The 13,440-nt window shown below is 24.0% G+C and carries 13 protein-coding genes and 1 pseudogene; 3 read left to right on the top strand and 11 right to left on the bottom strand.

The window, feature by feature from the left end; genetic code table 11:
* Window positions 1-59: 59 nt before the first annotated feature.
* The gene (locus CP960_RS07440; RefSeq protein WP_101184787.1) at window positions 60-674 is read left to right on the top strand and encodes an acyl carrier protein phosphodiesterase; all 615 of its coding nucleotides are present in this window, start codon (window positions 60-62) and stop codon (window positions 672-674) included.
* 1 nt (window position 675) lies between these two features.
* Here CP960_RS07440 and CP960_RS07435 read toward each other — a convergent pair.
* The 11 genes and pseudogenes from CP960_RS07435 to CP960_RS07385 form a co-directional block, all read right to left on the bottom strand.
* A pseudogene (locus CP960_RS07435) lies at window positions 676-1,637 on the bottom strand (FecCD family ABC transporter permease).
* Window positions 1,634-2,332: an ATP-binding cassette domain-containing protein gene (locus tag CP960_RS07430; protein WP_101184786.1), complete on the bottom strand. Its 699-nt coding sequence runs from the start codon at window positions 2,330-2,332 to the stop codon at window positions 1,634-1,636. Before CP960_RS07430 ends, CP960_RS07435 begins: the two are co-directional and overlap by 4 nt.
* Window positions 2,316-3,140 carry an ABC transporter substrate-binding protein gene (locus tag CP960_RS07425; protein ID WP_101184785.1) on the bottom strand — a complete coding sequence of 275 codons (825 nt, stop codon included), beginning with the start codon at window positions 3,138-3,140 and terminating at the stop codon, window positions 2,316-2,318. Before CP960_RS07425 ends, CP960_RS07430 begins: the two co-directional genes overlap by 17 nt.
* Window positions 3,140-4,993, bottom strand: a complete 1,854-nt coding sequence (locus CP960_RS07420) for a TonB-dependent receptor plug domain-containing protein (RefSeq protein WP_101184784.1) — start codon at window positions 4,991-4,993, stop codon at window positions 3,140-3,142. Before CP960_RS07420 ends, CP960_RS07425 begins: the two co-directional genes overlap by 1 nt.
* Window positions 4,994-5,009: 16 nt before the next feature.
* Window positions 5,010-5,195, bottom strand: a complete 186-nt coding sequence (locus CP960_RS07415; RefSeq protein ID WP_101184783.1) for a hypothetical protein — start codon at window positions 5,193-5,195, stop codon at window positions 5,010-5,012.
* A 37-nt stretch (window positions 5,196-5,232) separates the two neighbouring features.
* Window positions 5,233-6,057 (bottom strand): phosphotransferase, encoded by an 825-nt coding sequence (locus CP960_RS07410; RefSeq protein ID WP_101184782.1) that lies wholly within the window; start codon window positions 6,055-6,057, stop codon window positions 5,233-5,235.
* Between the two features lie 358 nt (window positions 6,058-6,415).
* Entirely contained in the window at window positions 6,416-7,126 is a 711-nt protein-coding gene (locus CP960_RS07405; RefSeq protein ID WP_101184781.1) for a sulfite exporter TauE/SafE family protein, read from the bottom strand.
* 2 nt (window positions 7,127-7,128) lie between these two features.
* Entirely contained in the window at window positions 7,129-7,632 is a 504-nt protein-coding gene (locus CP960_RS07400) for a hypothetical protein (protein ID WP_101184780.1), read from the bottom strand.
* Window positions 7,632-8,600 carry a hypothetical protein gene (locus CP960_RS07395; protein WP_101184779.1) on the bottom strand — a complete coding sequence of 323 codons (969 nt, stop codon included), beginning with the start codon at window positions 8,598-8,600 and terminating at the stop codon, window positions 7,632-7,634. The genes CP960_RS07400 and CP960_RS07395 overlap by 1 nt, the downstream gene beginning before the upstream one ends.
* Window positions 8,601-9,269: an ABC transporter ATP-binding protein gene (locus CP960_RS07390; protein ID WP_101184778.1), complete on the bottom strand. Its 669-nt coding sequence runs from the start codon at window positions 9,267-9,269 to the stop codon at window positions 8,601-8,603.
* Complete coding sequence (locus tag CP960_RS07385) at window positions 9,266-10,444, bottom strand: ABC transporter permease (protein ID WP_101184777.1); 1,179 nt, start codon at window positions 10,442-10,444, stop codon at window positions 9,266-9,268. The genes CP960_RS07390 and CP960_RS07385 overlap by 4 nt, the downstream gene beginning before the upstream one ends.
* 465 nt (window positions 10,445-10,909) lie before the next feature.
* Here CP960_RS07385 and CP960_RS07375 point away from each other — a divergent pair, with 465 nt between their 5' ends.
* Window positions 10,910-11,533: an HAD family hydrolase gene (locus CP960_RS07375; RefSeq protein WP_101184775.1), complete on the top strand. Its 624-nt coding sequence runs from the start codon at window positions 10,910-10,912 to the stop codon at window positions 11,531-11,533.
* Window positions 11,534-11,659: 126 nt separating this feature from the next.
* On the top strand, window positions 11,660-11,914 hold the full coding sequence (locus CP960_RS07370; RefSeq protein ID WP_101184774.1) for a hypothetical protein: 255 nt from the start codon (window positions 11,660-11,662) through the stop codon (window positions 11,912-11,914).
* Window positions 11,915-13,440: the final 1,526 nt, after the last annotated feature.

Below are 13,440 nucleotides of genomic sequence, written 5' to 3'. Positions count from 1 at the left end.
TTATAATAATAAATATTTCATTTACTTTCATATGTTAAAATAAAAAATAAAGGTAAGAAATGAATTGGTTAGCACATATATTTTTATCAGAACAAAATATAGATTTTCAATTAGGTAATTTTTTAGCAGACCCGCTTAAAACTAGACTTTGGAATCATGCAAGTAAAGAGTTAAAACAAGGTGTTAGAGTTCATAAAATCATAGACTCTTTTACTGATTCAAATGAAATAGTAATAAAAAGTAAGAAGAGATTAAAAAACAAAGGTTTGTTAAAAGCTATTGTTGTAGATTTAACATATGATTATTTATTGACAAAAAACTGGCAAAGCTTTTGCAATATTCCAATAGATAAATTTTCATATGATTTTTATATGAAAGCAAATAGAAGAGCTATTTATTTTCCCTTAAAAGCAAATAGACTAATAAAAGGCTTAATAAAAAGAGATTTACTAAACAAATATCAAGATTTAGAACATCTAAAATTAGCTTTTCAAAGAGTTGATTTAAGATTATCAAATAGAGTATTAGCAAGGGATACAACTATTAGTTATTATGAACATGTTTGTAAAAATATTGATGATTTAGAAGAAGATTTTTTAGAATTTTTCCCTTTATTATGTAAAGTTGTAAAAAAAGAACTTGATTCAAGAAAAATTGAACATTGGAAAATCTAATTTATAGTTTTTTATTTCTTCTAATCAATAAATATATGAAAAAAGGAGCTCCAATAAATGCTGTAACTACTCCAATAGGTAATGCAGAATCTGTATTTAAATTTCTTGCAATCAAATCACAAAAAACTAAAAAACTCCTCCAAAAAAGAATACAGGAAAAATTAGTTTCTCAGCACTTTTTTTATAAATGATTTTGATTATATGAGGTACAACTAAGCCTATAAAACCAATAGGTCCAACAATACTAATTGATACTCCAACACTTAAAGAAATAGTTATAAGAAGTGTTATATTGGTTTTTTGTACATCTAATCCTTTCAAAAAAGCAGTATCATTTGACACTAATAAAAGTTTTATATTAAATCTATTTTTAAAAACTACGAAATATAAAATCAAAGAAAAGAAAAAAACTACCAAAGCATCAAAAAAGCCAACCGTATCTAAACTTCCAAGTGTAAATCTAACTATTGAGTAGTTTTCTTGTAAATTACTAATATAAAAAATAAGCATTAAAGCTGATGAATAGAAGTAAGATAAAGATATTCCAATCAATAAAATTGTATTTGTTGAAACAGCAATTTGATTTTTATTTATATACTTAGAGATAAAATAAAGAATTAAAATAGTAAAAATAGCTCCTACTACTCCAGAAATAAAAAGCAATAAGGAAGGGAAAAAAACAATAGAAATAGCAGTAAATAAAGTTGTTCCACTTGCAATTCCTAAAGTATATGGAGTAATTAGCTGATTTTTAAAAATAGTTTGAAAAATCAATCCACTAAGTGCTAAAACAGCCCCTACAAAAAAAGCTAAAACCATTCTTGGTAGCCTCAAATCCCAAAATACTTTATAATCAATAGTATCACTTAATAAAATATTTGAAAGTTTTAAATTTATCTCTCCTAAAAAAGGAGTAATAATTAAAATACAAATACTAATTAAATATAAAAGAGTTTTCTTCATAGATTTACCACCAAATGATTATCTATTTTTGAAATTGAACTATCATAAAATTTATTTAGATTTTTATTTGTAAAAAACTCTTCATTTGTTCCAAAAAATTCAATTTTTCCTTCTTTTAAAAAAAGTATTTTAAATTTTAAAGCATATGCTAAATCAAGATTATGAGTAATAATGATTTTTTGATTTAAAAGAGTTGATTTAAAAATATCAAAAACCTCTTTTAATCTATTAATATCTAAATTTGCAGTTAATTCATCAAAAATAGTTATTTTAGCATTATGCATCAAACTTGAAGCTAATAATAATAGTTGTTTTTCTCCTGAACTTAAATCATTACAGTATCTATGCTCTAATCTTTTTAGATTTAACAAGGATATAACTTTTTTTAATCTTTTTACATCAACACTTTTTACACTTGAAAGCTCTAAAAACTCTTTTAATGTAATATATTCATCAAAAATTGATAGTTTTGGAGGAATATAGTTTATATAATTTGCTCTTTGTTGAGAAGATAAATCTTGTAAGTTTTTTTCATATAACTCAACAGAATCATTTTCAATAAGTCCACAAATAACTTTTGCTAAGGTACTTTTACCTGCACCATTTTCTCCAAGTATTACTAAGTTTTCATTACTTTTAATAAAAAAACTTATATTTTTTAAAATAAAATTATTGTAATTATTTACTTTTAACATCAATCAATATCTTTTTATAATCTTGAATAAAATATTTTATCCTATGACTTGGAATACCTGAATACTCTTTAGCAATTGCATAGATATTATTATTAATACTTGCATTTATAGGTAATCTTTTCCAAACATCAATTACCTCATCAAGTCCTTTTTTATCATTTTCAAAAAAAGCAGCTAAAATTATAATAATATCAGGATTTAAAGCTATTATTTTCTCTACATTTAATACAGGTTGCGCTTGGTTTTTAGAAGCATAGGCATTTTTATTGCCTGATGCTTCTAAAATATCATTGAAATACAGGTTATTACCAGCAATAAATATACTTTTTTTCAAATTTTTGCTAGGATGTATAACAATCATAATTTTTTGATTTTTTACAATATTTTTTGTACTATTTAAAGCTGTATCAATAGAAGAGATAAGCTTGTTTGCTCTTTTTTCTTCTTTAAATACCTTCCCTAAACTTTTTATTGTATATTTTATAGAATCTAAAGTATCAGTTTTAAAAACCATTGTTTTAATACCCAAGGCTTTTAAATTATCTATCAACTTTTGATTATAATCTTGTGCTAAAACAAGAGTAGGCTTCATTTTTAATATTTTTTCTAATGATACATTTGCATATCCACCAACTTTAGTCACTGTTTTAGACTCCTGTGGGTAATTGCAATAAGTTGTATTTGCAACCACTTCATCTGCTTTATTTAAGGCATAAACTATCTCATTTATTGAAGGAGATAAGGTTACAATTCTTTGTTTTGCAAAAACTATATTAACAAGACAAAATATAAGAATAAAAAATCTCATCAAAAGTTAACCTTTAAACCAACATAAGCACTTCTTCCAGCTGTTGCATAACCATATATTGTTTGGTAATATTTATCTGTTATATTATCAAGTTTTAAATATAGTTTTGTTTTATCATTGATTGAGTAATTAATCACAGAGTTAAAAAGTGTATATCTACCTGTTTGTTCACCTTTACTATCATCTTTATTATATCTTGTACCAACATATTCTCCATTTATATTAAAATGAAAACTATCTATTCCATAATAATCAAAAGCAAATTTAAAACTATTTTTTGCTCTTTTTGCTAAAAATTCATTATCTGTATTTTTTGCACTAAGCCTTGTATATGAAAATGTAGCTAATAAATCATCTAAGAAATCTTTTTTATATGATAACTCTAATCCTTTAAATTTTGAAGTACCATCTAAATTTTTATAGATTGCATCATTATTAGAGTGGTTTGTTGGTGTTGGGTCATACCAATCTATCAAATCTTCAACTTTTTGATAAAAATATGTAGCTTTTAAACCTTCATACTCTAAGCTTAAATCATAAGACTTACTCTTTTCAGGTGAAATATCATAATTTGTAGCTCCCCATGGATTTATATTTTGTATTAATTGAGGAACACTATAAGAAGTACCAATATTAGTTGATAATATAACTCCTGAGTTAAAACTATATCTTGCACCTATTTTACCTGTTAATTTATTATCAAAATTATCAAAACTATCATATCTTAATGATTGAGTCAATATAAAATTATCAAAATAATTACTATTTGTTGCATATATATATTTTGCTTTATTAGAAGCATCTGCTTTACTAGAGTCAGCTTTTGTATAAGCTATTTCATCTTTTGTTACTCCTGCTCCTAGTACAAAAAAATCTTTTGTGTTATATGAAATATTATCTAATATTTCAAAATTCTTAATTTCATTATTAGTATATTTTACTCCCCAAGTAGTACCTATTTGATCTCTTTGTATTCTAGTCTTATCAAATTTTAATGTAAAATTATGATTTTTATATTTTTGGTCATATCCTAAAGTATAAATTCTTGTTTCCGAATCATTTTTCATAGAAGTATCATCTGGGTCAGATGCATCATACTCTTTAAAAGAATCAATATCTATAACATTAAAGTTTATTTCTGATGTATTAGTGATATTATAACTACCTTTTAAACTTACTGTAGTATTCTTATAAGAATCATCTTCAAAAGAATCAATATTTTTTCTTTTAATAGTTTTAGAAGTAAAACTATCACTATCTATTTTCTGTGCATCAACTTTTAATGAGAACTTATCATTTCTATAAGAAAGCCATGAACCATACTTCTTAGTATCAAAGCTACCACCTTCGACAAAAGCTGAACCATGAAAACCATTTTTTGCACTTCTTGTAATAATATTAATAACTCCAGCTGCAGCATCCGCACCCCAGATACCAGATTGGTCTCCTTTAATTACTTCTATTCTTTCAATATCTGTAACCATTAAATTAGATATATCTGTACCATTTATACTTGATTGGTCTTTAAATCTTACTCCATCAATTAAAATTAAAGTTCTATTATTATTTGTACCTCTTAAATTTAATGAAGTACTTCCTCCTATTCCACCATTTCTGCTAAAAGAGATTCCTGATAAACTATTTAAAGCTTCTGTAATTGAAGTATAATGTCTATCTTCAATCTCTTCTTTTGTAATTACTTCAACATTTGCTGTTACATCTTTTATTGATTGTTCTGTTTTAGAAGCACTTGTAATAGTAATTGGTGTAATATCATATTTTGCACATGCAGTTGTTGTAGCAATTAGTAAGCTTGCTACTAAGCTTATAGATAGTTTTTTATTCTGTTTCATTGTGTTGTTTTTCTCCCTAATTTATATGATTTGTCGAATAAAGTTTTATTGGTTTTAATTGTGTTAATAAAAGCAGTTTATATATTCTTGCAAAAGTAAATTTATTAAGTGTAGAAATTAGACTCATTAAACTTAATAGCTTTGATTCAATTGTTGCTAACAATATAGTAAACAGCGTAAAGTATCTTTTTTGCTTTCTCAAACTTCCCTCCTTTAAAATTTTATTAAAAAATAGTTTATTAAATTAAAACTATATTATCAAACATGTTCAAAAAATGCTTATATGAAACATCTTTATAAACCCCGTTCTTTAAATTTATATATCTTTTAGTTGCATAATATAAGCAAACATACAAAAGATAATCTTTTATATATTCAATTGTTAAACTTTTATCATACTCTTGCAAAAAAAAGTTTGCTTTATTTATATCAAGTCTATTATTATCATAACACCAAGTTAAGACTACTGTTGTTAAATCAATTTGCTTATCACCAATACATGAGTTTGAAAAGTCTATTACTCTTTTTAAACTATTTTTATAAAAAAGTACATTATCAGGGAATAAATCTCCATGAATTAAACAGTTTTTTTCTAATTTTAATGTTTTAATAAACTCAAATCTTTTTAAAAACTCATCACTTTTAACAAAGTTTTCTAAGTAAAACTTTAATTCAAAATCTCCACTTATATTATAATCAAAATCAACATTGTGTAATTGTCTTAAAAAAATAGATATTTGCTTAAGATGCTCAAAAGTAAATTTACTCTTTACTTGTGCTTTTTCAAAACTAAATAGAACTAAAGGTTTTTTATATTTTTTAGAAGTATCTATAACTAGAACACATTTTAAATGCCTGATACTTTTTAAAATAATTATCTCTTCTTCTACTTTTTTAAAACTACTATTTTCATAAAGTTTTAATACATATGATTTTTTATTTATATCTTTTAGTATGTAAACAGTATCTGTTATACCTTCTTTTGTATTTTTAATACTTACAAAATTGTAAGCATCAAAAAAACTATTTATTTCATACAAACTTAACTTAGTTTTTACTCCCATATTTTCACTTTTATATAAATACTTAATTTTAGCTAATTTTTTTTACAAAGAGTTAAAATAATAGTTTTATTTATTTATAAAAAATAAATCATTAACTTTAAATAGTACTACTTGATTTTTCTTTATTGTATATATTAAATAGTATTAAAAGTTTACATAAAAAGAGTTGCTTGACTTTTGTATAGTTTTAATATGGTTTTATATAATACAAGTTTTTAGTTTTAAAAAATTGATTTAAAGTATTGTAAAACTTTAAACCATATAAATAGTTTACAAACTTTTACTTGCTTTTATAAAATAATAAATTAAAAGAGTATAAAAAAAGAAGTAAAAATATATCTAAGAGAGTTTTCTTCTCTTAGATATGACAACTAAGTATTGATTTATTTGGATCAACAATATACTCATATCCTAAATATGCGATATAAATTCCAAATCCAATAACAACAAGAGAGGCTATTTTTATCAATGTATTTCTTAGTGCAGTTTGTTTAAATATAGATACAAAAAAACCTAAAGAAAAAAGTGCAGGTATTGTACTAAGCCCAAAAATCAACATTACAAATGCTCCCCATAAAGGACTTCCTGTACTTGCAGCTGTAATAGCAAAAACATATACAAAACCACATGGTAAAAGGCCATTTAACATCCCTAAAAGATAAAAACTTGTTAAAGAGTCTGAGCCAATTAATGATTTAAATGTTTTTTGGTATAAAGGTGATTTTGAAACTGAATGCTCAAGATTTGTTAGAAACTTTATTTTACCACTTAAAGAAAGACCAATTAGCACCATCAAAAATCCTGTAGTTAATAGTAAAATACCACTTGTAAGATTATCAAAAGTAACTACTCCACCAACATATCCAAAAATAAAGCCAAGTATTACATAAGTTGTTATTCTTCCAAAAGAGTACAAAAGATGAGAAAGTGCTTGAAGTTGCTTACTCCAACCACTTTTTACTTTTGTACTTGAATAAGCAACCACAATTCCACCACACATTCCAACACAATGTCCAAAAGAGCCTAAAAAAGCAATTGTTATAATAGTTATTATACTTACTGTTTCCATTACTATTTACCTAATAATTTTTGTTTTACATAAGGGTCAGTTAAATTTTCACCTCTTAACATATATAAAAGCATCTGATTAAAATCTATAAAACCATCTTTTTTCTTTTCATATGCACCAAAACCATAAGACATAGGTGTTTTTGCTACTCTACTATACCATGCAGTTCTACCATTTATATATCTATTTGTATCATGAGAATATACCCAAATTGTTGCTTCATCTTTAAAATCAATATTTTCAAACCATAAAGCCATACATCCAACATCATCAAAAAACCATGTTTTACCATCAGCAGATACAACTTGAGCAGAGTTTTCTTTTGTTGTAATAGTCATACCACATTGTGTGTCTTGAAAATGATTTAATGTAATATCAACAGGTTTTTTTTCATGATTACCACTATGAATTACTACCATCTTTTTTTGTTCGCTCATCGATAAAAATATTGTAACTACAATTGCAATAAGAACAAAAATAGTTAATATTGGTATTAGTTTTTTCATTATAAAAATACTCCATTTTTTAAATAATAAACTCCAACATATAAAGTACAAATTAGTACAAAAATTGTATTAAATATGATTGAATATTTATATGTATAAGTTAACTCTTTTTTAATCAAAAATTTTAACACAAAGGAACTTATTGCGTAAAATACACCTAAAAACAGCATACTCCACAATAAATACCCTATATAGTAATACTCTTTTTGCAACATACAAAAAGGACATTTATGTGTTGGAAGCTCATAAATATATGTTCCAAAAAACTCAACAACACTTAAATATGAAACATATAAAAAGATTATATTTACTACAAAACTAAGTAAAGCTTGTCTTGAAATATTTGACATAATATTTAATAAATAAAACAGATAAAAAAGTATCAATAACTTTGTTGTATCTAAGCCTAAAGGAAGAGTGTTTTCTCCTTGTACACCAAATATAACCGAACAACAAAGTACAATCTCATCTAAAGATATATTTGTAAAATATAAAATATCTAAAATATACTCTATTAAAACAAAAATAAATATAAATATAAAAAAATATAGCTTTGTTTTTATATATGGATAGTTTTTCTCTTTTAAATCCTCACTATTTATAATAATCCAAATAGAGTTAAAAAACACTATAAAAACTTTTAAAGCAAGAAGCTTTACCCCATAATCATTTGCACTAATCACTCCTGCTGCACACATAGCACCTGGAACAATATTTGATAAGTTATCAATAACATAAGCAAAATATGGAATCAATGCTATTTTTACAATTAATGCAAAAAATATTATTAGCATTACTAAATAAGAGTTTTTTTCTAATCTATACTGTTTTGGTTTTGTACTATTAAAATCCCAATTTTTTAAAATATCAAAGACCCAAAACAAAGCAAATATTTGCAATATTAAAAGTATTGTTTGTGATACAAGATAGATTATCACTTCATTTGATAATAAAACTTCATTAAACATTTAAACTATTTTTCCATCTTGCATATTTATAGTTTTAAATATAACATTGCTTTGTTCAAAAATAGAGTCATGAGTAGCTATAACAACTGTTTTTTTAAGCTTTTTAAAATCCTCTAGTAAAGATAAAAACTTTAAAGAGTTTTGTTTATCTAAATTTGCCGTTGGTTCATCAAAAAGTAAAATATTAGCATCACAAACTAAAGCCCTTGCTATTGCTACTCTTTGTTTTTCTCCCCCACTTAAATTTGATACAAATTCATCTTTTTTATGTTTTATATTAGCTAAAGATAAAGCATGTATAACTTTTGTTTCTATATCCTTTTTAGAAAGGTTTTGAACTATTAAAGGAGTCAGTACATTATGAAATACATCTAAACTATTTATTAAATTGAAATCTTGAAAAACATACCCTATTTTTTCATTTCTAAACTTTGAAGCATGCAAATCAGGTAGTTTTGCAATATGTTCACCATCTACAATAACATCTCCACTTGTAGGTTTTTGTAAACTTGAAATTATTGATAATAAAGTAGATTTTCCACTACCACTTACACCTTTTAAAAGAACAATTTGCTCTTTTGGAATAAATAAACTTACATTTTCAAGTGCAGTAAACTCATTTTTTCTATTTTGATTAAAGATTTTATAAAGATTTTTAACTTCTATCATTTTATACTCTTTATTACATCAACTGTAGCTATTTTCCACACAGGAATTAAAATTACACATAAAAATGGTACCACATAAAATATAAACAAAGTTACAATTGAACCAAATGGTATGTAAGGTGTTAATTCATAACTAAAATCTAAATTTGAAAAACCTAAAAATATTTGCATTAAAAAAGGTGCTTTTGCCACAAATATATAAATAAAAGATAAAATAATTCCAATACTAAAAGAGAAAAATGCAACTAAAAAGTTTTCGAAAACTTTTAGTTTTAATATATCTTTGATACTCCACCCTACTGCTTTAAGTATTGCTATCTCTTTTTTATCACTTGAATTTATCATAGAGTATCTTTGATATAGTATTAGTAAAAATGTAAGAATAGTAACAATATAAAGCACTAAAAAAAGTCCAGTTTTATAATTAAAAAGATTTAAATAGTATGATTTCATATCATCTTTTGAGATAACTCTTAAGTTATCATCTTTTAAGATTATTTCTACTTTTGCATTTGCTCTTTCTAACTCATTTGGAACATTTAAAGCAATATCAGAAGTTTTATACTCATCTACACCTAAAACTATTTTTGCTAACTCTTTTGGTAAAATTATCATGTCATTTGAAAGAAGTGAGGTTGTATCATCAAGAACATCATAAATTTCAACTTCTATTGATTCTCCTAAAGGTGTTGTAAAAAAATAACTCTTTTCATATTTAAACTTATCAAAAAGCTTTTTAACTCCGCTTCCTATTATCATATACTCTTTTTCTAAAAATTTTGACATATCAAGTTTTTTAGATAACTTTTTTAAATTTTTACTATTTTGCTCTTCAAAAAAATCTACTCCAACGATTGTGAAACTTTGTTTTAATGGTTTAAAAAAGTATTTTCCATATACTCTTGAAGTTACATTTTTTACTCCATAAACTTGTTCAATTTTATCAATTAAAGATAAATCAATATCAATAACTTCCCCTGCTTTCATTTTTTGAACTACAAAGTCAGGTTGAGAATCTAGTGTATATTGAATATCTTTTGATAGTGAAGTTGAAATAAACATTACAGAACTTAAAATAAAAACTAAAATTATTGAGATAATAAATATAGAAAAGTGCTTGCTTCTATGAGTAAAAAGCATAAGAAATAAAAAACTATAAAAAGATTTATTTAACATATATAAAATCCATATGATTAGTGCTTTTATGAAATAAAAATGGCTTATTTTGCAGTTGTGAGTTATCTTCAGTATAAGAGTTTGAAAAAGATATTTTGAAATTATTTGTTAATAATACCATGCTATTTAATCTATTATATTTATTCTCTTTATCATAAGAAAAGTTAAAATAGAAAATAAAACAAAATCCTAAAAAAATTGTAAAAAATATTGTAAAAAAAACTTTAAAAATCATTTTATTATCTTATTTAAACTTTATTAAAAATAAGCTTCACTTTATAAAAGTGAAGCTAAACCTGATATATAAAAAATTCGCAAGAAATTAAATATGTAGGAGAAATCTAACTCTTGTTTTGTAAGATTATTATAACTATGGTTTGTTAAGTAAGTGTTAATTTTATTTCTTAAACTAATATTTGAACTCAAAAGCGTATAATATATTAAATTTTTTATAAAGAGAACTAAATGAGATTAATAATGTTTGATATGGATGGAACTTTAGTAAATAGTTCAAAAGCCATTACAAATACAATAAATTATGTTAGAGAAAATACAGGTCTTCATAGATTAGAAGATAATTATATTTTGGAACATATAAATAAACCAGAAATAAATTCAGCAGAGTTCTTTTATGGAACAAAAGAGTTTACTGATGAACAAGTTCATCTATTTGAAAACTACTATAATGAACACTGTTTAACTGATTTGGAATTATATGATGGAATTGCAACGTTACTTGATGATTTGAAAAATGACTTTACACTTGCAGTTGCAACAAATGCAAACTCTCAATATGCAAAAAAGATGCTAGATTATGTGGGAATTGGTTCATTATTTCCTACAATCTTAGGCTATGATAGTGTTACAAATCCCAAGCCTCACCCAGAAATGGTACAAAAAATCCTTGATAAACATAATATTTTAAATACAAATGCGCAACTCATAGGAGATAGTTTAAAAGATACTATGGCGGCAACAAAAGCAAATGTTGATTCAGTTTTAGTTAACTGGGGATTTTCAGACCATAAAGAAGATGCAATTGAAACAGTCGAAGAATTAGAAGTTAAAATCATAGAAAAATTCAAATAATAATTTTTATCCATAATTAAATAATTTTTTAATATTTTAAAAAGTGTTAATATTTTGATACACTTTTTATATATAATTTTGAAACACAAAGTACGTAATAAAATTATTTAAAGGATTTTTCTATAAATGGAAGAAAAAAAATACAATAAATTCTTCTGTGTTTCAATTGAAGTTTTAAATAAAGAAAAAAAATATTCTTATAGTATTTATAAAAAAACTAGCAAAAGATTCTACTCTTTACTTCTAAAAAAATATGCACAAAATCACATAACTAAAGGTTTAGATGCAAAATTTACTTTTGAAAAGTATAAAAGAATAAAAGAACATTACCATTTATATAAAAAATCTTTAAAAATACTTTTTGTAGTTATGGTATTTTAGGGATAATATGGAAACTTTTTTTCTTATTTTATTATTAATTTTTATTATATTAATAAAAAAAACTTTTTTCAAAAAAAGTAAAAAGATTGAATTTTGCGATAGGCTATTGAAATTACAAAATAGCAACAAAGAAAAGAAAAAAATAAGAAAATAATCCTTTAAAAATAATTTTTATATGTATATTTGTAACTTAAATAAAAAATGAGTTGTATTTTAAACTAAACTTAAGTGATAACGGCTATCATAATGCACTTATTTTTGAGGAGAAAAATTTTATGAAGAATCTATCTATTAAAGTAAAACTAATTGTCTCATTTATCACTATAAGCTTACTAATAATTTCATTGGCTGCATATAGTATATATGGATTGTCAAAATCTTCACAAGGCTTTGATAAATATAAAAATATGACAATGAATACTAATCTTGCAAGTAGTATTCAAGAAAATATGCTTATGGTAAGAATGGAGGTAAAAGATTTTATTAATAAAAATGAAAACTTTAATCTAAAGCGTTTTGAACAATATTACAATAAAACTAAAGAGTTTGAAAAACAATTAAAACAAAGTTCCAAAAGTATAGAAGAAAAAAAAGTAGTAGATACCTTATCACAACTATTAGAAATTTATAAAGTAAACTTTTATGAATTAAATGATTATAGGGCTCAAAATAATGGAATTGTTGAAAATAATTTAACAATTAATGGTAAAAAAATAGAACAGTTACTAAATCAAATCATGTTAAACTCTAGTAAACAAGGTAATATAAAAGCCTCATTAAAAACAGCAAAAGCTATTCGAACTTTATTATTAGGAAGATTTTATTCATTAAAATTTGTAACATCTAATAAAAAAGAGCATAATTATGAAGTAATGAAAAGATTTGATACTTTACGAGTACAAATAAATGAAATTAAACCTATGTTATATTCAAATGAGAATATTAAAAAACTAAATAGTGCAATAAAATTGATTGACACATACAAACAAGATGTTGATAAACTTATATTCATTATTGATAATGAAAATGCCTTAGTTAGCGAATTAAGAACTATTGGACCTAAAATTGCAAATATAACTGCTAACATAAAACTATCAATTAAAAAAGAACAAAAACTTATTGGAACACAAGTAGAGAATATAAATACAAGTTTAACATTAACAATTGAAATCTTATCAGCTATTGTTCTTTTGATTATATTGTTGCTTGGGGCATATATTCCTAAAAATATTAATACACAAATACATGAATTTCAAGAGGGTTTATTAAACTTCTTTAGATATTTAAATAGAGAAACAAATGAAGTAAAACCACTAACAAATAATTCAAATAATGAGTTTGGAGTTATGTCAAAAGTAGTAAATGAAAACATTACTATAACTAAAAAATCTATTGAAGAGGATAGAGCTATTATAAACGAAACAGTTGCTGTTTTAAATGAGTTTCAACAAGGAGACTTATGTCAAAGAATTTCAACAAATGTTGCAAATCCAGCACTTAATGAGTTAAAAGATGTATTAAATAGT

It is taken from the genome of Malaciobacter halophilus, assembly GCF_002837275.1.
Classification (GTDB): domain Bacteria; phylum Campylobacterota; class Campylobacteria; order Campylobacterales; family Arcobacteraceae; genus Malaciobacter; species Malaciobacter halophilus.
Note: the sequence above shows the minus strand (reverse complement) of the source record. Positions and strands in the feature narration are given on the sequence as shown.

What these genes read in the sequence shown, in the direction of transcription:
- CP960_RS07440 (WP_101184787.1), top strand. Translation starts at nt 60, where the DNA reads ATGAATTGGTTAGCACATATATTTTTATCAGAACAAAATATAGATTTT.
- CP960_RS07430 (WP_101184786.1), bottom strand. Translation starts at nt 2,332, where the DNA reads ATGTTAAAAGTAAATAATTACAATAATTTTATTTTAAAAAATATAAGT.
- CP960_RS07425 (WP_101184785.1), bottom strand. Translation starts at nt 3,140, where the DNA reads ATGAGATTTTTTATTCTTATATTTTGTCTTGTTAATATAGTTTTTGCA.
- CP960_RS07420 (WP_101184784.1), bottom strand. Translation starts at nt 4,993, where the DNA reads ATGAAACAGAATAAAAAACTATCTATAAGCTTAGTAGCAAGCTTACTA.
- CP960_RS07410 (WP_101184782.1), bottom strand. Translation starts at nt 6,057, where the DNA reads ATGGGAGTAAAAACTAAGTTAAGTTTGTATGAAATAAATAGTTTTTTT.
- CP960_RS07405 (WP_101184781.1), bottom strand. Translation starts at nt 7,126, where the DNA reads ATGGAAACAGTAAGTATAATAACTATTATAACAATTGCTTTTTTAGGC.
- CP960_RS07400 (WP_101184780.1), bottom strand. Translation starts at nt 7,632, where the DNA reads ATGAAAAAACTAATACCAATATTAACTATTTTTGTTCTTATTGCAATT.
- CP960_RS07395 (WP_101184779.1), bottom strand. Translation starts at nt 8,600, where the DNA reads ATGTTTAATGAAGTTTTATTATCAAATGAAGTGATAATCTATCTTGTA.
- CP960_RS07390 (WP_101184778.1), bottom strand. Translation starts at nt 9,269, where the DNA reads ATGATAGAAGTTAAAAATCTTTATAAAATCTTTAATCAAAATAGAAAA.
- CP960_RS07385 (WP_101184777.1), bottom strand. Translation starts at nt 10,444, where the DNA reads ATGTTAAATAAATCTTTTTATAGTTTTTTATTTCTTATGCTTTTTACT.
- CP960_RS07375 (WP_101184775.1), top strand. Translation starts at nt 10,910, where the DNA reads ATGAGATTAATAATGTTTGATATGGATGGAACTTTAGTAAATAGTTCA.
- CP960_RS07370 (WP_101184774.1), top strand. Translation starts at nt 11,660, where the DNA reads ATGGAAGAAAAAAAATACAATAAATTCTTCTGTGTTTCAATTGAAGTT.